This window comes from Dysgonomonas termitidis, from assembly GCF_054657735.1.
Map to the genome: position 1 here is coordinate 3528670 of NZ_BAAHYD010000002.1, position 19628 is coordinate 3548297.

At 34.4% G+C, this 19628-nt stretch carries 21 protein-coding genes; 10 read left to right on the forward strand and 11 right to left on the reverse strand.

Features of this window, described 5'->3' with window-relative positions:
* The first annotated feature begins 12 nt into the window (after positions 1-12).
* On the forward strand, positions 13-837 hold the full coding sequence (gene murQ / locus ACYQ3L_RS18885) for an N-acetylmuramic acid 6-phosphate etherase (protein WP_379996657.1): 825 nt from the start codon (positions 13-15) through the stop codon (positions 835-837).
* 149 nt (positions 838-986) lie between these two features.
* On the opposite strand, the gene ACYQ3L_RS18890 is transcribed toward murQ, so the two are convergent.
* The 3 genes from ACYQ3L_RS18890 to ACYQ3L_RS18900 all read right to left on the reverse strand — a co-directional run bounded on the left by ACYQ3L_RS18890 (position 987) and on the right by ACYQ3L_RS18900 (position 2783).
* Complete coding sequence (locus tag ACYQ3L_RS18890) at positions 987-1985, reverse strand: metallophosphoesterase family protein (protein WP_379996659.1); 999 nt, start codon at positions 1983-1985, stop codon at positions 987-989.
* Positions 1986-1996: 11 nt separating this feature from the next.
* Positions 1997-2260 (reverse strand): SusD/RagB family nutrient-binding outer membrane lipoprotein, encoded by a 264-nt coding sequence (locus tag ACYQ3L_RS18895; RefSeq protein WP_379996661.1) that lies wholly within the window; start codon positions 2258-2260, stop codon positions 1997-1999.
* 163 nt (positions 2261-2423) lie between these two features.
* Positions 2424-2783 carry an aldo-keto reductase family protein gene (locus tag ACYQ3L_RS18900; protein WP_379996663.1) on the reverse strand — a complete coding sequence of 120 codons (360 nt, stop codon included), beginning with the start codon at positions 2781-2783 and terminating at the stop codon, positions 2424-2426.
* A gap of 45 nt (positions 2784-2828) precedes the next feature.
* On the opposite strand from ACYQ3L_RS18900, the gene ACYQ3L_RS18905 reads away from it, so the two are divergent.
* Positions 2829-3038: a hypothetical protein gene (locus tag ACYQ3L_RS18905; protein ID WP_379996665.1), complete on the forward strand. Its 210-nt coding sequence runs from the start codon at positions 2829-2831 to the stop codon at positions 3036-3038.
* Here the strand turns inward: ACYQ3L_RS18905 and ACYQ3L_RS18910 are convergent.
* The gene (locus ACYQ3L_RS18910; protein ID WP_379996667.1) at positions 3013-3210 is read right to left on the reverse strand and encodes a hypothetical protein; all 198 of its coding nucleotides are present in this window, start codon (positions 3208-3210) and stop codon (positions 3013-3015) included. The two genes, ACYQ3L_RS18905 and ACYQ3L_RS18910, sit on opposite strands and share 26 nt — an antisense overlap.
* 10 nt (positions 3211-3220) lie before the next feature.
* Positions 3221-4144 carry an IS1595 family transposase gene (locus ACYQ3L_RS18915; RefSeq protein ID WP_379996669.1) on the reverse strand — a complete coding sequence of 308 codons (924 nt, stop codon included), beginning with the start codon at positions 4142-4144 and terminating at the stop codon, positions 3221-3223.
* Between the two features lie 212 nt (positions 4145-4356).
* On the opposite strand from ACYQ3L_RS18915, the gene ACYQ3L_RS18920 reads away from it, so the two are divergent.
* The 8 genes from ACYQ3L_RS18920 (at position 4357) to ACYQ3L_RS18955 (ending at position 11608) form a co-directional block, all read left to right on the forward strand.
* Positions 4357-4566 carry a hypothetical protein gene (locus ACYQ3L_RS18920; RefSeq protein ID WP_379996671.1) on the forward strand — a complete coding sequence of 70 codons (210 nt, stop codon included), beginning with the start codon at positions 4357-4359 and terminating at the stop codon, positions 4564-4566.
* A gap of 33 nt (positions 4567-4599) precedes the next feature.
* Positions 4600-7197, forward strand: a complete 2598-nt coding sequence (locus ACYQ3L_RS18925) for a hypothetical protein (RefSeq protein ID WP_379996673.1) — start codon at positions 4600-4602, stop codon at positions 7195-7197.
* Between the two features lie 32 nt (positions 7198-7229).
* Positions 7230-7376: a hypothetical protein gene (locus tag ACYQ3L_RS18930; RefSeq protein WP_379996675.1), complete on the forward strand. Its 147-nt coding sequence runs from the start codon at positions 7230-7232 to the stop codon at positions 7374-7376.
* Between the two features lie 154 nt (positions 7377-7530).
* On the forward strand, positions 7531-7701 hold the full coding sequence (locus ACYQ3L_RS18935; protein WP_379996677.1) for a hypothetical protein: 171 nt from the start codon (positions 7531-7533) through the stop codon (positions 7699-7701).
* Positions 7677-9515 carry a tail fiber domain-containing protein gene (locus tag ACYQ3L_RS18940; protein ID WP_379996679.1) on the forward strand — a complete coding sequence of 613 codons (1839 nt, stop codon included), beginning with the start codon at positions 7677-7679 and terminating at the stop codon, positions 9513-9515. The genes ACYQ3L_RS18935 and ACYQ3L_RS18940 overlap by 25 nt, the downstream gene beginning before the upstream one ends.
* A gap of 333 nt (positions 9516-9848) precedes the next feature.
* Entirely contained in the window at positions 9849-10112 is a 264-nt protein-coding gene (locus ACYQ3L_RS18945; protein ID WP_379996681.1) for a hypothetical protein, read from the forward strand.
* Between the two features lie 208 nt (positions 10113-10320).
* A complete protein-coding gene (locus ACYQ3L_RS18950; protein WP_379996683.1) occupies positions 10321-10566 on the forward strand; it encodes a hypothetical protein in 246 nt (81 codons plus the stop codon).
* A gap of 19 nt (positions 10567-10585) precedes the next feature.
* Entirely contained in the window at positions 10586-11608 is a 1023-nt protein-coding gene (locus ACYQ3L_RS18955) for a WD40/YVTN/BNR-like repeat-containing protein (RefSeq protein WP_379996685.1), read from the forward strand.
* A gap of 133 nt (positions 11609-11741) precedes the next feature.
* Here ACYQ3L_RS18955 and ACYQ3L_RS18960 read toward each other — a convergent pair whose 3' ends face one another.
* From ACYQ3L_RS18960 to ACYQ3L_RS18985, 6 genes are all read right to left on the reverse strand, one after another.
* Positions 11742-12869, reverse strand: coding sequence for a SusD/RagB family nutrient-binding outer membrane lipoprotein (locus tag ACYQ3L_RS18960; RefSeq protein WP_379996687.1), 1128 nt, complete (start codon positions 12867-12869; stop codon positions 11742-11744).
* A 35-nt stretch (positions 12870-12904) separates the two neighbouring features.
* Positions 12905-16048: a SusC/RagA family TonB-linked outer membrane protein gene (locus tag ACYQ3L_RS18965; RefSeq protein WP_379996689.1), complete on the reverse strand. Its 3144-nt coding sequence runs from the start codon at positions 16046-16048 to the stop codon at positions 12905-12907.
* Positions 16049-16080: 32 nt separating this feature from the next.
* Entirely contained in the window at positions 16081-16659 is a 579-nt protein-coding gene (locus ACYQ3L_RS18970; RefSeq protein WP_379996691.1) for a hypothetical protein, read from the reverse strand.
* 450 nt (positions 16660-17109) lie between these two features.
* Positions 17110-17886, reverse strand: coding sequence for a glycosyltransferase family 2 protein (locus ACYQ3L_RS18975; protein WP_379996693.1), 777 nt, complete (start codon positions 17884-17886; stop codon positions 17110-17112).
* A gap of 46 nt (positions 17887-17932) precedes the next feature.
* Positions 17933-18484, reverse strand: a complete 552-nt coding sequence (locus tag ACYQ3L_RS18980) for a WcaF family extracellular polysaccharide biosynthesis acetyltransferase (RefSeq protein ID WP_379996695.1) — start codon at positions 18482-18484, stop codon at positions 17933-17935.
* Positions 18481-19620 carry a glycosyltransferase family 4 protein gene (locus ACYQ3L_RS18985; RefSeq protein WP_379996697.1) on the reverse strand — a complete coding sequence of 380 codons (1140 nt, stop codon included), beginning with the start codon at positions 19618-19620 and terminating at the stop codon, positions 18481-18483. The genes ACYQ3L_RS18980 and ACYQ3L_RS18985 overlap by 4 nt, the downstream gene beginning before the upstream one ends.
* Positions 19621-19628: the final 8 nt, after the last annotated feature.

Sequence of the window (19628 nt, forward strand, 5' to 3'; positions counted from 1 at the left end):
TTCTTGAATAAAATGACTTTTGTAAAAATTTCGGAGCAACCTTCATTATATGATAATCTCGAAAACAAATCGGTTTTGGAGTTATTGACTGATATAAACAAAGAAGACCAAAAAGTAGCAATAGCCGTAAAAAAAGCGATACCTCAGATTGAAAAGCTTGTATCACAAATCATTCCGCGCATGCAACAAGGCGGGCGTATTTTCTATATCGGGGCAGGCACAAGCGGGCGTTTGGGGGTACTGGATGCTTCGGAAATACCGCCAACATTCGGTATGCCTAATACACTTGTCATAGGGTTAATAGCCGGAGGTGATACCGCCTTGCGAAACCCTGTGGAAAAAGCCGAAGACAATTTAGACGCTGGTTGGAACGACCTGCAGACATTCAATATCAACGATAAAGACACAGTCATAGGCATTGCCGCATCCGGTACAACTCCCTATGTCATAGGTGCTTTGCATGAATCCCGAAAACATGGTATCCTTACAGCATCTATCTCCAGTAATCCCGACTCACCTATTGCTCAGGAAGCTGATATTCCTATCGAGATGATCGTAGGGCCTGAATTTGTTACAGGCAGTTCGCGAATGAAATCAGGCACAGGTCAGAAAATGATACTCAATATGATCACGACTTCTGCCATGATCAAACTTGGCAGGGTAAAAGGGAACCGTATGGTAAATATGCAGCTATCGAACGCCAAACTGGTAGACAGGGGCACACGTATGGTACAGGAAGAGCTAGGTCTTGACTATGAGCAATCCAAACGCTTGTTATTACTACACGGTTCGGCAAAGAAAGCAATCGACACCTACCGGGAAGAAAATAAGTTGTAAAAAATATAAACAAGGGGAAGAATAATAAATCCTTCCCCTTGTATTATTATATCGGCATCTCACGGTTAAAATTCAGGAGGACTAATTGAAATACTCTACAAAAAATACTTTTATTGCCTTCCTATAGAATTCCAGTCGATTGATAGCCTCTATTTTACCAGAAATGAATCCGGATATTTCACGTTATATAGAATATTGTTGTCACTAGAGTGTATCCAGGTATTAAATATTCGTTCATTGTCTGTAAGTTCAATAACTCTTGCCCCGTAGCCCAAGCTGGTATAAGTTGTCTTACTTCCTGAAAAACGACCGTATGCAAGGCAAATCCCATTCAGGTATCCAATGTAATCGTTGTCATGATCGTGTCCTGTAAATGTACCCATTACATCTCCACCTTCAACCATTGCAGCAAACATTCCGGTATTTATAATTCCGGGGCATTCTTTTTCAGTTTTATTGCCAAATACAGGAGTATTTTTTACATAGTTCTTAGTTGTATCAGACAATAGTGTGTATTCCTGTAAAGGAATATGGAAAAATGCCAGGGCCGGATATGGTTTACCTTTGTTTTCTCTCGTAAAAAAAGCACTGTTCGTTCTATACCAGTCTACCTGGTCAAAGCCGAACCAGTTATATCCTTTTTGCTCCCCTACTTTATTATATGCGTTAGAATCCATAAAATAAAGTATTGCACCTGTTTTCTCTTGGGTATTCCTTATCTCAAGAACATAGTTTCCAACACCGGTCAAGTATACAGGCCCTGTCTGCGCATAGCAATATGGCTTACTAATCACATAATCCATTATTTGCCGGCGGGTCCAGTCATGCTCGTCATCATGATTTCCCAATACGATCGCATATGGGATTTTTTGGCTGATAACGGGAGCCAGAACCTCATCCCAACCGTTCTTTGCAGGAGTATCTGTAACAATATCACCTGTAAATGCTACAAGATCAGGTTTCTCATTATCAAGCACCTCTTTCATCATTCTGATAGACTTTGCAGATTCTTCAGATCCGCATTTATAATGTATATCAGTGAACTGTACAATCTTGAATTTACCATTTTTATCGAAATATAACTTCTCCTGAGCATAAGTACTCGTAATGCATATAAGCATTAGCAATATTGATACTATTCTTTTCATCGACTGAATATTTATTTTAACCACCAGGTTTTTTGATTTATTTTATCATTGCCGTTTCCGAATTGTCTTGTTATAGCTGCTGATACATTGTCCGCATTGTAGTTATATTCCGATTGCGGATATATCCAGCGATAAGGAATTTCCACACCTTTTGTGCGGTGAAATTCAGGGTAACCAGTCCGTAAGTTTTCATAGAAAGGAGTCCATCCTCCCTGAAAGAAACTTTGAAAGTACTTTTGCAATACAATAGCTTCTATTTTCTCATCATTTGTCAATTTTGTAGAAAAATTATTCGTCGGATTAGTCAGGTAGCTATTTGCTATATCTTCGCTGACATAGGCACTTAGTCCTTTCGCATACGATTCATAAAATTTAGGTAATGATATACAAGTTTACACCAAACTCGATAACTAAAAAGGGATGCTGAAAACATCCCTTCTATTTTTCTTTATCTTTTGGATTATAATTTAAAGCTTTTTGTATCAATCTATCAAAATCACCCATTGGTCTTTTCTTTGGTGAGTTTTTCAAATCTTCATCAATTAAACCATTTAAACCAAATCTTGCAAACATCTGTAATGTTTTTAAATTAAGATGTTCTATTGTATCTCTAAAAGAATAAGCCTTAGTTTCATTGTTGTTTTCATCAATAAGGGTGTGTAATGTAACATCAGGATTATCTTTAAAATACATCCTTATACCTTCTCCAATATATCTGCTATTATCATATAGTATATATGAATATATATGCATTTGTTCAATTTGTATATGAACTGTATTTTTTATCCTCTTATTCATTAGTTTTTAGAGTATTGAACATATTTATAATAAAACATAAAGGTTATGGAAACTGAAAAAATTATTCAAGAAATTAAAGAATACCAAGATAAACTCAATCTATTAATAACAGAATTAATAATAAACGATAACGATTTAGATATTTCTGTACATTCCAATACTAAAAGGGGTAAATGTTATTATAACAATAAATATTCAAAAGAAAATACTAAACATTTTGGTATTGAAATTAAAAAGAATCTCCTTTATTATTAAAACTTGAATCAATTTCTGTTGTGTGTATAACTCTTTCACAACAAGCATAAGAAATTGTAACAAACTCTATCCATTCAGATTTATCAGAAACTGTCACAACTCTTTTGATAGATTCTAATACTGTCTTTTCTTCACAATAAGGACAGTGGATTTCTGTGTTTTTTTCGTCCATAACATTTTAATTAATCAGCAATTAAAACATGATACTTTAATCTCTTATTTCCTACATTACATAAGAAATGATTAAACCTACTGCTTTCACTTTCAAAGGTACGAGTATTGTATCTAAATACAAACTCATCTATATAATATTGAAGATGTTTCCTTGATACAAAATGATAAATTCCTACAATACCCCTCTTTAACAAACTCCAAAATCCCTCTATTGTATTGGTGTATATCTTACCATCTACAAACTGATTATCATTATGCTTCACATACAAACGATTGTATATTTTCCCTATTTGGTTATATCCATACCATTCATCTGTATATAGTGTTGCTGTATCTTTTATTACTTTTACAAGTTCAGGTGTTAGATGTTCTGATGAAGTCGATTTAACAACCTTTGCTACAAGTTTTCCTTTTCTTTCTACCATCCCCAAAACAGGTGTTTTATCTTTAAAACTTCTACCTTGTGAGTTTTCAACTTTTTTGCTTGCATGTCTGTTTTTATTCTTACCACCAATAAAGGTTTCGTCTGCTTCAACTTCATTTTCAAGTTCAGAATTATTTTCAATATCAAAACAATTCCTTATTCTTTGGAGCATAAACCAAGCTGTTTTTTGAGTTACATCAATATCTTTAGCAAGCTGATGAGAAGAAATACCTTTCTTATGAGAACATACTAACCATATACCCATAAACCACTTTTGTAATTCTATCTTAGTATTATCAAATAAGGTGTTAGTCTTAGCATTAAAGTATAGACCTGTATTCTTACACTTATATTTATTACCTGCACACTTATATACCTTTGACGCAGGGTCAAAGGGTGATATAGGGTTTCCATTCCATCTCATTTCCTCTAAGTACAATATACAAGTTTGTTCATCAGAGAAAGTTCTGACGAGTTCAATTAATGAGTTAAAATGCAATCCAAACATGATAATAATACTTTAATGTTTTTAATGCTACAAATATAAGTATTTAATTACACTAAAACAAATATTTGGTGTAGAATATTTCTCGCTTTTTTATGTAAGGTCAATTTTTTTATAAAAAATAGTGATAAAATATAAAATGTAAGTATTTATAATAAAATACAATATATAAAACATTGTTAGAACAATTGCAAGATAAGTCATGTAAACCTAAAATGAGAACAAAAGATAATTTTGTGACATTTGAGAAGCAAATAGATTACATGATTACTTGTGATGGGGATAGTGGAGATTGGGAAGACGCCTTAATTGAAAGTATTGAGTTTGATGAAAACACGAATACATTAACAATCACTCAAAAAGGTGGTAATGTACAAAGTGCAGTGTTAAATATGGCTTCCATATTGGAATGGTTGTATTTTTAAAAATAATAAAAGAATAAATAAGAATTATAAACAATGGCAACATTAAATTTTTTAAAAGGGTTAAAAGCTGATTTACCTTTACTTCGTCAACCTGATAACTTTTATATTACAACTGATGAGGGGGCTATATACTTGGATAATCATAAATGGACATCTGACAGTAGTGGTGCATCCTCTCCTAATATTTGGATTTTATTCTATAAAAATGGTGATTTACACCCAACTCCTGAGGTGGGTGATGTTTCCACACTTGATAAAAACGATTGGGATTTATATGACTATGGGGATTACCAAACTATATTAAGTGATTGGTCTGTGGTTAAAGTTGGAGACATTATTTCTTTAATCGACACAAAACTATACAAAAGGGAGTGGGTAGCAAATGTAGGTGTACAGGCAAACAACACAACATCCTTAGATGTTAAATTCGTAGAAAGTACGCAAGCCTTTGCTCACAAAGCAATTGGAGATTCCATTGAGACAAGTACATTAATACAATCAATACCCAGTTCATATCCTTATGGCATATATACAACACCTATTAAATATGGAGATGATATATTACTTCCTATATATGGTGGTGTTTATAGTGGTAATGCTGTGTTTTATGGTATAGCACCTGATGGAACATTAAAAACATATCCAACCAATTTAAATGAAGCTAATGACATCATTTTTATGGACTTTGATGGTTCTAATATTACATTGCTTCAACAAGGTTATATTTGGTATGGGCAGGACTTAAACAACTTGGTTAAGACACCTACATCAGATGTTCAATATTCTACATCAATATATAAGGATGGTACACAGTATGTATATGCCAACGTAGTAAGTAATAAATTAGTTATCAGCACATCAGATACATTATTAACTAATTTACAACAGGTAGCAGTATATGACAGTGAAACCATTAGTGAAAGTAATACCACTATAGAAAAAATTGGTAATTACTTCTATGTAGGTACTTCAAGTGGCTTATTCAGGATTGATTTGACAACAGGTACTATTGAAAAAACAATTCAGGATAATAGTAATGTTTCTTTTTACACTTATAAACCATTCAAAGCTAATGTTGGAAATACAGAATATATGTTTGTAAGTAATAATACAAGTGGCGGGACATCAGTATCAACAGATGGGTTGAATTTTACTGTAGCATCAGGTTTTGGTAATTTCCAAGCATTGGGCTATATCCCAAATGGTGAGTTCTTTTATGGATATAAGAATGGCTATTTGTGTTTTGCTCATGTTGACAGCAACTTGAATGTAAATATAAAATCAACCAATATTTATATTTCCAATTCTTCATATTCTAATATTGCATTAGGGAATACAATATTGAGTTATTACTATGGTACTTTATACAAAAATGTATTGGATGTACAAAGGGAATTGGATTTCTCTGATTTACCTAATACTGATAAAATAATAGCATTCAAGAACAATGCTTTTTATGAATTACCTGTTGCTTATGATACTGATTTTAAAGATACAAATATTGCATCAGTGGGTGTCATTGATAAGAAAATTTTAAATAAATCTGATTTGATTTATGTAAAACCACAAGAACCATCCTTAATAAAACAGTTTAATCCATCCTCAGCAATATATCCTCGTACATCGTCACAAGGTGGGGTGTATTGGGTAAATAATGCAGGAAGTGGAACATCTGCTTATTCTTCTGATGGTTTAACATTCCAAAACTTAAATACTACAATTAATTCGGCTAATTATAGTACTTATGGTGGTATTTGTATGACAGTATCTTTGACAGGGACTGACGATTGGCAGATAACAACCAATGCAGTTTACAGGGTTCAGGGGTTAAATGTTACTACCTTTTCAGCAGCCACAGTAGGTTTAAACAATGTTGGAACTAAGTTTGCCCCATCAGATGGTTATGTGTATATAACCAATAATACAGGTGCTGCTGTAAGGACTAATGATGGTAGTACATTCTCAGCATTACCTGCTGCCATAACAATTACTAATATTGATTATAATTCATTAGCAAATAAATATGTTTATACAAAAGCTAATGGAAAAGATATTTATCTAACTGATGATATAAACGTTAGTGAAGGAAATTTACTCTATTCTAATGCGAATAATATACGCTTTATCAAATATGTGAGTGTATTAGAAAATGACCATATCATATTTATTGATAATATGGGTGTGTGGAAACTTCCATTAACAAATGAATTACCAACTCTTATCTTTTCAATAGTAAATAATTTTACTACTTGGGGTCAATGGAATGGTTATATAGTTCTTTGGAATGGCGTTGATATACTTCTAACAAAAAACTTTGTGAATTTAAAAACCTTTAAGCTTTCACCACTTGAAAGTGGTGGTTATGGTAGTGGTGTAACTAAAATTGGGAATCAGCTTGTTTGGTATTCATCGTATGGTACAAGTGGTGGTGGACTAAAAATATACAGCTTAGGTAAGTTCCCTGTATTGACAAATTTTAGTGATGCTGTCAATGACCCATCCAAAGGCATTGTAGGTATAGATTCTGCAACAGGAGAATGGGAATCTATTGGATTACCAACAATACCAAGTGCTGATGGTTCATATAAACTTGTAATATCAGGTGGGGTAGCAACATGGGAAACTATATAAATCAGTATTAATAATCAATAATAGATACATTTATGGCAAATAGTAATTGGGAAGACGCATTAATTGAAAGTGTTGAGTTTGATGAAAACTCAAACATATTAACCATTACACAACAAGATGGCAACGCTCAAAGTGTGGTTATTGATGAAACTTCAAATGTTGAATGGGCGTATTTTTAAATTAAAAAAGTAAGAAGATGCAATAATAAAATTCCCAAATCATTCTTTAACATGATTTGGGAATTTTGATTTATTTGAAGTTGCTTTATTTTTTTTGTCAGATATTGTCATTTTATGAAAGAAATAAGTATTTATAATTATAATACTTATGTTAATGGCAAATTTAATACAAATTAAAAATGGTACGAATACTGTAAATAGTGAAGCAGATGCAACAACTACTTTAAATGGATTAGCCTTAAAAAAAGGTGAAATGGCTGCTATATCTTATATAGATACTGATAGCATAGAAAAAAGTTATTGGCTATTGGTAATGGTGAAATAAAAAGCCCTTCAATTTTTTATGACAAAAGTAAAGTTTTAGGTATAGAAGCTGATAAACAAAATAAGTTAGTTGCAGGTAGTAATATCACTTTAACTGATAATCCAAATGGTACTACTACAATAACATCTGCTGACCCTGAGTTATTTATTGTTTTACCTACGCTTCCACCATCAGGACAAGAAAACAAATTCTATTTTATTCCTAAAACAGGTACAACAACGAATGGATATGATGAATATATTTGGCATAATACCACAGGGTGGGAGTTAATTGGTAATGAGGTTTTTCAGGTCGATTTAACCAATTATTACACAAAAGGTGAAACCAATACTTTATTAGGAACAAAAGTTAATACAACAGCAACTGTTAATGGAAAATCTTTCTTAATAGGAAATATTGTATTGGATGCTACTGATATTGGTTTAGAAAATGTGGATAACACAAGTGACCTTGATAAACCAATTTCAACAGCTACTCAAACAGCTTTAAATGCTAAACAAACTACATTGGTAAGTGGAACTAATATTAAAACATTTAATTCTAATTCATTACTTGGAAGTGGAAATATAAATTTTACTGCTTCTGATGTTAATGCGTTACCAAACACAACAACTTATGCAGGTTCAAGTTCTATTGGTGGTTCTGCTAATTCAGCAGTTAAATTGGCAACAGCAAGAACAATAGCATTAACAGGTAATGTTACAGGTAGTGGTACATTTGATGGTAGTGGAGATATTTCTATCGCAACAACTGTTAATGGTGGTTCTGCTTCATCTGTTGCTAATAATATGATTGTAAAACTAAACAGTGGTACAACAGAAGGTACTAACCAATTTACATTTAATGGTTCAGCAGCTAAAACAGTAAATATTACACCAACAGCAATTGGTGCATATACCTCAGCACAAGTTGATACTGCACTTGCAGCAAAGGTTAATACTTCTACAACAGTTAATGGCAAAGCCTTATCAGGTAATATTACATTATCAGCAGGTGATGTTAGTGCATACACCAAAACAGAAACTGATACAGCATTAAGTGGTAAACAAGCTACGTTAGTAAGTGGAACTAACATTAAAACAATTAATAGTACAACGTTGTTAGGTTCAGGAAATATAGCTGTTCAACCTACATTAGTTTCAGGCACAAATATTAAAACTATTAATGGTGTTACATTATTAGGTACAGGTGATATTACTGTTAGTGGTGGTGGTACTACAACAGGTACTTTAACTGTACAAGGTAATGGTACTACTATTGATACATTTAATGGTTCAGTAAATAAAACTATTAACATTACTCCAACAAATATTGGTGCAGCTACAACAGCACAATTAGCTAACTACTTACCATTAAGTGGTGGGACATTAACAGGTAATTTAAGTATGCCATCATATACATTAACAACAGGTTATTTATCAGTAAATAATACTTCCAATTTTACAGGTGCTATAACTTGTGCTGCTAATATTACAGGTCTTGGTTTTTATCAAAGTTCAGATAAAAGATTGAAAGAAAATATTAAAGATATTGATGATAATTTAATTAAGAAAGTTAATGATATAGATTTCAAATCGTTTACTTGGGTGAATGATAGTAAAGAAGATATTGGTGTAATAGCGCAAGATGTTCAAGAAACATTACCTGAGTTAGTAAATGAAAATGAAGATGGCTTTCTTTCAGTTAATTATATTAAGTTATTAATTTTAAAAAACATTTCATTAGAAAATGAAATAAAAGAACTTAAAAATGTTGTTAAATCATTAAATAGAAGTTTCTCTACAAGAAACAATCTTTTTAACAACTCCTTTTAAATATGAAAACAATGTTTATCTTTGTCTTTGAATAGGTAAACATCAAAGAGTTGATATACCAATTCAGTTTTAGTTTGTTAAAATTAAGATGCATTTATATTATTATCCTTTGTATCAAAATCTCCTAAAATTTTAATTGCAATAAGGATAATAGGCAAGTGTGTTCCATGTCAAATATAAAAAAGGCATGGAACTGTTTGCTTATTCTGTTGCATGGGTTTTTAGGAGAACCTTGATACAGGAATAGGCGTATAACAGTTCCCATGCCTCTTTTCTTTTTTAGAACCTGTTCATTTTGGGGAATTGATGGATATTAATCTTTGTTTTAAAATTATGGAAAAAGTTAAGTCTCCTACGTTTACAGAAGAACAAAAATTAGGGATGCTTTATTGTCCTAAATGTGGTACAAAATGGGATGGTATAAAATGTTTAAATCCAAATTGTCCTTCAAATAAACCATTACATGGTAAACTAAAATGTGATAAAATAATTCCACCACAGAAACCAAAACCTGATAGAGGGATAATTCCACCTAAACAGCCTAATAAGCCACCACAAACAGAAAAGAAGGAAAAGAGAAAAATATTATTAGATTAAGTATTATAACAAAATGGACGAATCAAAAAAGTTCGTCCACTCATTTCAATGTCATTAATATTTGGTAATAAAAGTAATCTTGGAAAATATTCAATCCTAATTACCCCACCAATAACTATATGGTAGAAAAAATGTAAAATAATACTGATTTTTTTTATTTCAGGGCTGTTTTTTGAATAAATCAGATATTTATATATAAATAAAAGACATGGCGAATAAAATTGCAAGTAAAACATATTGTAACACCCTTAAAGCAAATTCATTCACATCTGATATGAATAAAATGCCTACAAAGAATGAAATTGAAGCAGTTGGTTTAACTGTTACAGGTACTTATGCAACTAATCAATTAGTGGTAGAAACAGATGTTTCATATACAACTCCTATAATTATGCCTAATTTAATTGTTGTTGGTTTGGGTGGTAATATTCTTGCTAAAACATCGCTACCTTAAATTTTAAAATTTTACAAATATGACTAAAAAGTTTTGTGTTTTTTTGATATTAAGTGTAATTACATTATTGTCATGTGATAATCAGGAAGATTCAATTATTGAACCACCTGTTATTGCAGAACAAGAACCTAATAACCCTGAAAAAACTGATAATCCAAATGAATGGATTACAGCAGAGGGGGGGGTATTTAAATATAAGATTAATGATATAAATATGATAGTAGGAACAAATGATTGGAATGGGGTTTGTCGAGGCACTAATGTTAGTACCCCATTAAAAGCGAAATATATAGCTTGTGGCAATCAAGGCTATATAGCTGTGTCTGATAATGGCACAAATTGGACAGCGACAAAATTAAGTGTCGTTAATGCAAATTTGAATGGGATTGCATATGGAAATTCTGTATTTGTAGCAGTAGGTCAAACAGGTAGAGTTGCAACATCTACTAATGGCGGTACTACTTGGACAAGTCAACAATTATCTCCATATTGTGATTGGTATCAAGTCAGGTATATCAATAATCTGTTTATAGCAGTGGGGGGACAAAATGGTTATGTAACAACGTCAAGTGATGGTATTAATTGGTCAAACCCAATACAAATTTCAAATATATCTACTTTAAATTTATACGATATTACCTATAATGATATTGGCAAATATGTAGCAGTAGGTGGTAATTATATAACACAGTCAGCAAATTTGGTTGATTGGACAACTCCTGTGGTAGTAGGTACAAGTAGAAGTTGGAATAGTGTTGCAGCTAACACTCAAAAATATATAGCAGGAGATACTAATGATGGCTATATAACAACATCCACTGATGGTATTAATTGGTCAAACCCAATAACAGTAGGTTATCCATATCCCAAATGGTATGATATTCTATATTATGGTGGGCAATTTATAATGATTGGTAATAGACCTGCATTAGCAACATCAACAGATGGTGTTAATTGGACGACTTATGACAGATTAACAGATGAATCAGGAAATGATGTGACAGAACAATTCAATGCTACATGTATATTGATTGACTTGTAAACTCAATCAGCTATTTAATAACAACAATAAAAATATGACCACCACAAATTAAACATGTGGTGGTTTTTTATTTACATTTGTTGAAATACGATTAATTTATAATAAAATAGTTTTGGTGTAAAATGGTATATCGTTACCAAAATTTAAATGATGATTTTATACCATTGTTGTAATATGTAGCCGCATCACCGGATATCCAGCCTCTGACACAAGCCTCTGATAAGATAAACTGTAATTCTGCATACCCTAACAAGATCGAAGGCTCATTGGTCGGGTCCTGATAGAAGCGTTCCAACACTTTCGAAACTTTTCCTTTTGTCGCTTTCTCATTCACCGTGCCATATGGAGCTGCCGGATCTCCACCTTCGTAAGCAGTAAAATCATCAATGGCTTTTCCGGCCTCTTTTGCCTCTTTCGTTTGAGTACAAAATAAGAATAAGCGAGGATCTTTATGCTCTTGAAGCCGTTTGATAAAAGTAGAGTCAATATACATCCCGGAACCGAAAGAACTTGAATTGAATTCAGGATAACGGTTGTCTGCCTGATCCAAATACACCAATTGTCCGTTATCCTGATTGCCTCTCATAAGTGGTTCACTTTGAACGATTGAAGCAAATTTGCTTTTGACATTCAAGTCTGTATCGCTTTCCTTATGAGATAAGGATAATAACACTTTCAGGCGGAACGAATTTATAAGGCGCTGCCATTTGTCTGTATCTCCGTTATAAATTATATCTCCTTTAATTGCAGCTTTCTCATTTTCAATAATAGTATTGGCCTCCTCCAGTTCATTGAGGATACCTGTTATCACGTCCTTCTGGTTATCATATACAGGCGCAAATATATTATCTGATTCACCTTTTAGCGCTTCCGAATAAGGTATATCTCCAAACCGGAGAGCCATATTGTAAAAATAATAAGCTCTAAAGAATTTTCCTAAAGCAATATAGCTGTTCTCGTTTATCTTTTGGGCTTCCTCCGTCATTTTACTGATATCTTTCATCTTTGTATATGAATAATCGCCCCTGTTCCATTTATAGTACTGATAACTATTCTCACCATCTGTCTGTACCAGCATTTTATTTGCATAAAGAGGCGATGTTCCAAGGAATTCCCTGAAAGCAGTCCATTGTATCTGCGTAAGCAAAAGTTGAGGATGGGTTTCTGTCGGATTATTCGGGTCCTTGTTTAGTTCTTCCAGGTCATTGCATGATGTGGCACAAACCAGAATAGTAAAAATAAAAAATATAATCTTTTTCATAAAATACGTTCTTATTTACAGGATAAATACTTCGATTAAAATTTCATTGTTGCAGAAAATCCGATATATCTTGACGAAGGATCCTGCAGATTATCATCATTACCATAATCAGGATCTACATAAGGGATCTTTTTCCACATCAACAGATTGTAACCATACAATGAGACATCTAATGATTTGATTTGTCCCAGATCAACAATTTTCTTCAGATCGTAACCAATAGATAGCCTTCTCAATTTGAAATAAGAGCGATCAAATACATTCGCAAATGTTTTATCATCCGAATCCAGTACCTGAGCCTGATAAGGATAAATCTGACTCCATGTCTGCCAACTCACAACTGTAGTATTAGGCGCATAGGTACGGGTATCAGACACAACTGCACCATTTACATCCCGTGTAAGCTCGCCTCCCGTAACATTTACTCCCTTAGGTACATATATAGCATGTCCGGCTTCATATTCTGCATCTCTGTATGTGATTGATTCCGGATGCTTTCCTCCCCACCACATCTTTTCGATAGTAACTGATCTTAGCAGGCCTCCCCAGGCTCCATCTATATCTATCTCAACCTTAAAATCTTTTATGTTAAACTTATTCTGGAACCCTAAACGCCATGAGGGATCGAGGTGTCCAAGTTTTTTCTGATATGCATCTTTTATCGGCAGTCCGCTATTGGGATCAATGATTAATTGTCCGTCGGCAGAAGTTTGCCATACAGTAGCATAATATGCATCTGCCCTGTCACCTTTACTTAATGCATTATACTTACTTTGTCCTCCATAAATATCGGTGAGGCGTCTGACATACCGGCTCCAGTTTACGGCTACATCCCAAGAGAAATCTTTCGTAACAACAGGTTTTGCGCCCAGGATTATCTCCACTCCATTTGTACTATATACATTTCCGTTTACCTTTCTGGAGGTAAATCCGGATGCCTCCGATACATTCAGATTGATGATCTGATTCTCATCTTTGATATGATAATAAGTAGCATCAAATGTTATCCTGTTTTTTATAAAAGCAGTTGACAGTCCGAACTCATAGGATGTCGATTTTTCCGGTTTGATATTTGGATTAACCAGACTGCTGGGATAAGTTACAGATGGTGTCGAACCATAAGTCACACCTTTTTGATAAGTCGCATATATACTGTACGGATCGAGGTCGCTGGATACCTGTGCCCATGATCCGTAAAGCTTTAAGTAATCTATTGCTTTAGGCATTTTCACATATTGCGATACAAGGGTACTTAGCGAAACTGAAGGATAAAAATATGAATTCCCCGAAGATGGTAAGGTAGAAGACCAGTCGTTACGGGCTGTGAAGTTTAAGAATACAGCATCATAAAAGTCTATGTTGGCAGAGCCGTATATACTATGTACCTCTCTTTTGCGGACAATATTTGTCGCATTTGTCGGCCCTTGCGAATTACCCATGTTATATAATCCGGGAACAATAAGTCCGTCTGTGGATTGATATTCTTCCTGATAATTGGTATTTAATATTGAAGCTCCGACATTTGCGGTCAAATTAATTTTACTTGTTACAGGTTGAAAATAAGAAGCTAAAACATCAGCATCGATATTCCGTTGATTTCGATTCCATATCTTTAAATCACCAACCCGTGAATCCCCATAGTTCATATAAGACTTTGGAGTCTGAAGGTCTTCATATGTCCCTATTTGATGCATCGCGGCACGTCCCTGTATTCCTAAGTTAGGAAGTATCTGCCAGTTGAGCCTCAACTTACCATCCAGTATGTTCTGGTCTCTCTTTTGCTGCAATTCTTCTGTCGCAAAGTATGGATTATTATACCAGGCATAGTTATAATTAGCTTGTCTATAACCTTCCAGTCCGGGAACCCATTGGTGTTTTTGAAGTTCTTTTCCATTCACATCGTTACCCATCCAGAGCAATATTGTGTACATGTGGTTTTTGGGCCCATATCCATATCTCGGATAATTAGGGGAATATACCTTATTATAGGCTAATGAAGCATCAAGTTGGATATTGTTGGTAATATCAAATGATGAGTTAAAATTCAATCCGGTTGTTTGAAGCGAAGTGTTAGGCACCTGTCCTTTTTGATAAGCGTATTTCCCCGAAGCATAATAGCGGGCTTTAGCTCCTTTGTATGATACAGAGAAGTTATTATTTGTAACCACGCCTGTACCTAAAAAATCTTCAAGATTATCGTGTGATACCCAATCAATAGGGACTCGTTCATACAACGATTTGTTATCGTAAATTGTACCGGAAACATTCCCGTACCATTCAATGACCTCGCCTGTTTGTTTATTCCGGATCGGGCTGTTCCATTGGGCAATCTTCTGTCCTGTATCCAATTTTGGCCCCCAGGTCATATCTCCGTCCGAAATACCTCCGTCGGCTCCGTCCCAAAATTCGTATTTACCATTAGACCCGCTACCATATGTTTTCTGAGATTCGGGGTACACTGTAAAACCGGCAGTAATCATATTGCTTGTGCTGACAGTAATTTCCAGTCCATCCTTTTTCGCAGATTTACTCGTGATAAGTATAGCTCCGTTTTTACCCCGGGAACCGTACAGGGCGGAAGCCGTCGGCCCTTTCAATACGTTTACACTTTCTATGTTCTCGCTTCCAATATCAAAAAAATCCGTTTCGATAGGAATACCGTCTAATACGATTAACGGATTTTTCCCTCTAAGAGAGAATGACGGAGCCTGAAACAGTCCGGTCGGGTTAGTCACAGTAAGTCCGGCAATTTGTCCCGACAAGGCACTACCCACATTCATAGTCTGAGACTCGCTGAGTGCCTCATTGTCTATCTGCTGAGTCGTATATCCCAGCTTTTTCTTCTGCTGTTTAATCCCGATAGCTGTTACAACAACTTCATCCAGATTTTGCGACTCTTCGGACATTATAATGTCTATAATAGTCCTGTTATCTACTTTCACTTCCTGAGAAACAAACCCCATATAAGAAAAAATAAGGGTTTCGTCGCCGGCAACTTTTATTTCATAGTTACCATCAAAGTCTGTAATGACACCTCTTGTTGTATTTTTAATACTGATATTAACTCCAATCAGTGTTTCTCCTTTCTTATCTTTTACAGATCCTTTAACCGTTTGGGCATGCACCATTCCCGGGAGCAGTAAGAATACTACTCCTAATAGCATTAGTAATGTTTTCATTTATTGGTTTTTAAGTCAAATTTATTTGATACTTAGTAGATATTGTTTATTTTCACCTGATTAAATATGCTGATTTGGTCTTCTATGCTTTTCTTGTTTCGGTCGAGGGCTTCCTCAAAAGCTTCGGTATCAGCTTCATTTATGATGGTAAGGCTAACTTCGAGAATGTGAGTAAAATCGTTAATCGCTTTTTCCAAAGGGATATTTCCTCTCTTCACTTCTTTTTTCAGGTGTTTTTCTATTTTGCGGGTCGTATTATAAATATTGGGTTTCTTTATTATCGTTCGTCTCATCGGGTCCCCGGGTACAACCTCTTCCTGAGTTACATAATATTCTTCCATCAGAACCTTGAAACATGCGACTTTAGATCCGAATTCATGCTCTTCTGCTTTTTGGATAGTGTTGTTATCAAATGTAGATGGTACTGAAGAATCGAACTCCCAGACATATCTTTTATTTTTTACATCGTCATCGCTTGTTGTGTTTGTGGTGATTATATCTGTTTTATTTTCAATGCCGCGATGATTGTTCGCATAATAGTTCTGAGCCGAAATATTGAGTATTATTCCGAGCAATAGAATAAATAGGGATAACCGATTAATTGCTTTCATACATTTTGTGCTATTTTAAGTTTATTGCACAAAAATAGAATGCCAATATTTCACTCTAATTAAAACAATGTGACATTGCGGTTAATTAACTATTATATAAAATTCGGAATAAAATCACAAAACTTTAACAATCAACTAAATACGATATAAATAGAGAAGACTTTCAGAGTATAACAGATAAAATTATTGAAGTGAGTGCCTCGAAAAAGAAGAAGAAAAGAATACCGTTTTGTAGCAGATCTGTCTTTGAAGTGATAAAAGAGATATGATTGCAGAATAATTAAGCAGATAGATATGGGAATGTGGGAAAAGTTGTTCAGAAAGGAAAGGACATATATAAATTTAGAGCAGAAGCTTGTGTAAATAGGGGTTGCAGGGTAAATTTCTGTAAAATGCGACAGATAGGATTATGAAAATCCGGCTCTCATAATCATCCAAATAGGAAACCTTTTAAAGATATCCCTTTAATTTATTAAATAACATCCATAAAACTTTTTCTATATATCGTAGACTTTCTAATATTTGATTTGAATACACATCATTCTTTTTGTACGCCAGCATATGATCCCGGAATATCTGCCTGTGACTTGATATACCTAATGTGGAGGCCCCTCCGGTACGCATTGTCACACAATCTACCGGCACATATTTTATTCGTATTCTATTTACAAAAATCAGCCGCAGGAGATTTTCAAAGTCTGCACCGATTTTAAAAGCACAGTCAAAAGCACCATATTTATCATACACCGACTTTCGGCAATAGAATGACGGATGAGCAGGCATCCACCCCATCCGCATTTTCCATCTCCGGAAGTTTGCTGATGAGTAGTAGCGGACGCACTTACCCAGATTATTATGCTTCACATAATGAATGTCTCCATACACTGCGTCAGCACCCGATAACCAGAGTTCTTTAACCAGAGTTTCTAGGATTGTATCAGATGTGTAGAAATCATCACTATTAAGAATACCTATTACATCACCCGTAGCCATCGCTATCCCTTTGTTCATGGCATCATATATGCCGTTATCGCATTCGCTTATCCAGCGCATTCTGCCTGCAAACTGAGGTTCATATTCTTTAATGATACTCATTGTACTGTCCGTTGATGCCCCGTCAACAACAATATATTCAATTTTCTTGTAGGTTTGGCACAAGACGCTTTCAATTGTGCACCGCACTGTTGTTGCACTATTGTAAGTAGCTGTTATGATTGAGATTTTCACCTTATAGGTAATTAAGTAATGATATTGCAAATGATTCAATTATATATTATTCTATTATTCTGTCCCTGATTTTTACGGCGGGTATCCCCAAATAGATACCATAGCCTTCTAAGTCGTGGTTGGCTACAGAATTTATACCTAAAACTGAGTGTGAATGCATTGTAACTCTAGGGCAAACTACCGATTGCGCACAAATCCAAACACCGTCTTCTATCTTTATTTTGCCTGTCATCAAATCAAATGCAGCAGATTTGTAATTATGGTTTCCGCACAACAACATAGCCCCCTGGCTTATACAAACATTCGACCCAATAGTAACTTGAGTGAGATTATCTATCCATACATTTTCGCCAATCCAGGAATAATCGCCTATTGATAAATTCCACGGATATTTGATATTGACTCTGGGTTTTATTACAACTTTTTTCCCTATTTTAGCACCGAAAAGACGTAGCAGGCGTACTTTAATTCCTGAAGATGGATTAAATGGATTGAGAATAAACAGTACATTGATAAAGTACCATATGATTCTCTTCATGCTACTGCCTCTTGTTTCGTACCATGAATTATCATAGCGGGATAAATCTGTTTTTATCATTTGGTAAACAAATTAATGTAATTTTGCTCGACAAGAGGATTCTCTCTGACCTCTTTTGCATATTGATAGGCTCTACCTGCCATGCTTTCGTATTGCTTCGATGACAGTTTCGCACATTCATCGATAGTTGAATAAAACAATTGTTTATTGTCCAGCGGCAAATCCCAACCTATATTTTTCTCCCTTAAATATCTCCAAGGTGTCTTATCACTAATTATCACAGGAGAGCTATTCATTAAACTTTCCAATATGGCATGACCGAAATTTTCCCCTGTTGAAGGTAAAAATAAGAAGTGATAACCCTTATATATATTCGGCATTTCTTGTGGGGATACCGTCCCTTTGTACTCCACTGTTACATTATCAGGTAAGTCTTTTATAACTTGTTCGCATTCGTCCCAATAAGACGGAGAATTTATTTGTCCGTAAATATGATACACCACTCGTTCTTTGCAGTACCTCAAACATTCAATAGCATACAAAGTATTCTTTTCTGAAGAAATACGAGCAAAACTGACCAATTTCACTTCTGCATTATCTTTCTTTGTAGCAAAGAAATTAAGATTCACTTTTCGAGGCAGATTTTCAACTGACTGAATTTTTCTTTTTGCGCCTAAAACCTGTTTGATATAATTTGCTTCTTCATCGTTTGTGGCATGAAATTTAACTTTATTAAATAACCCCAAACTTTTAGCAACAATCAGATAGCCCTTTTTTGCTGTTGATTTGATAGCCAATGCATGAGGAGAAAGCATTCCTCTTGCTGATACTATTACACATTTGGGATGCGTTATTTTTGCTAAAATTAAGGGAAAGACAGAGAAATATTTAGAATAGATTCCATTAATATACCAAGTACCGCAACCCGATTCTTCCACTGCTCTTTTTAGTGTCTTAAATGATAAATTTCTGTGGCTGAAATAATAGACGGAAAATCCATTTTGTTTCGTCCACCTGTCAGATAAAATATTTTGATAAGGTTTGGATTCGTGATAGTCTGTATCGGTCGTAACCACATAGAAATCAAACTTATCCTTTAAATGCTCTATAATGTTCATATTGGATGTGGTAGGGCCTCCTGCTTTGAATCCGGGAGCAAACCAATCAATAAAAATGAGAATTTTTTGCTTATTCATTATCTTAC

Bases quoted from the DNA above. Each gene is read 5' to 3' on its own strand.
- ACYQ3L_RS18890 (WP_379996659.1), bottom strand. From the start codon at position 1,985: ATGAAAAGAATAGTATCAATATTGCTAATGCTTATATGCATTACGAGT.
- ACYQ3L_RS18920 (WP_379996671.1), top strand. From the start codon at position 4,357: ATGAGAACAAAAGATAATTTTGTGACATTTGAGAAGCAAATAGATTAC.
- ACYQ3L_RS18915 (WP_379996669.1), bottom strand. From the start codon at position 4,144: ATGTTTGGATTGCATTTTAACTCATTAATTGAACTCGTCAGAACTTTC.
- ACYQ3L_RS18905 (WP_379996665.1), top strand. From the start codon at position 2,829: ATGGAAACTGAAAAAATTATTCAAGAAATTAAAGAATACCAAGATAAA.
- ACYQ3L_RS18945 (WP_379996681.1), top strand. From the start codon at position 9,849: ATGGAAAAAGTTAAGTCTCCTACGTTTACAGAAGAACAAAAATTAGGG.
- ACYQ3L_RS18985 (WP_379996697.1), bottom strand. From the start codon at position 19,620: ATGAATAAGCAAAAAATTCTCATTTTTATTGATTGGTTTGCTCCCGGA.
- ACYQ3L_RS18955 (WP_379996685.1), top strand. From the start codon at position 10,586: ATGACTAAAAAGTTTTGTGTTTTTTTGATATTAAGTGTAATTACATTA.
- ACYQ3L_RS18970 (WP_379996691.1), bottom strand. From the start codon at position 16,659: ATGAAAGCAATTAATCGGTTATCCCTATTTATTCTATTGCTCGGAATA.
- ACYQ3L_RS18980 (WP_379996695.1), bottom strand. From the start codon at position 18,484: ATGATAAAAACAGATTTATCCCGCTATGATAATTCATGGTACGAAACA.
- ACYQ3L_RS18950 (WP_379996683.1), top strand. From the start codon at position 10,321: ATGGCGAATAAAATTGCAAGTAAAACATATTGTAACACCCTTAAAGCA.
- ACYQ3L_RS18900 (WP_379996663.1), bottom strand. From the start codon at position 2,783: ATGAATAAGAGGATAAAAAATACAGTTCATATACAAATTGAACAAATG.
- ACYQ3L_RS18910 (WP_379996667.1), bottom strand. From the start codon at position 3,210: ATGGACGAAAAAAACACAGAAATCCACTGTCCTTATTGTGAAGAAAAG.
- ACYQ3L_RS18965 (WP_379996689.1), bottom strand. From the start codon at position 16,048: ATGAAAACATTACTAATGCTATTAGGAGTAGTATTCTTACTGCTCCCG.
- ACYQ3L_RS18925 (WP_379996673.1), top strand. From the start codon at position 4,600: ATGGCAACATTAAATTTTTTAAAAGGGTTAAAAGCTGATTTACCTTTA.
- murQ (WP_379996657.1), top strand. From the start codon at position 13: ATGACTTTTGTAAAAATTTCGGAGCAACCTTCATTATATGATAATCTC.
- ACYQ3L_RS18935 (WP_379996677.1), top strand. From the start codon at position 7,531: ATGGCAAATTTAATACAAATTAAAAATGGTACGAATACTGTAAATAGT.
- ACYQ3L_RS18960 (WP_379996687.1), bottom strand. From the start codon at position 12,869: ATGAAAAAGATTATATTTTTTATTTTTACTATTCTGGTTTGTGCCACA.
- ACYQ3L_RS18930 (WP_379996675.1), top strand. From the start codon at position 7,230: ATGGCAAATAGTAATTGGGAAGACGCATTAATTGAAAGTGTTGAGTTT.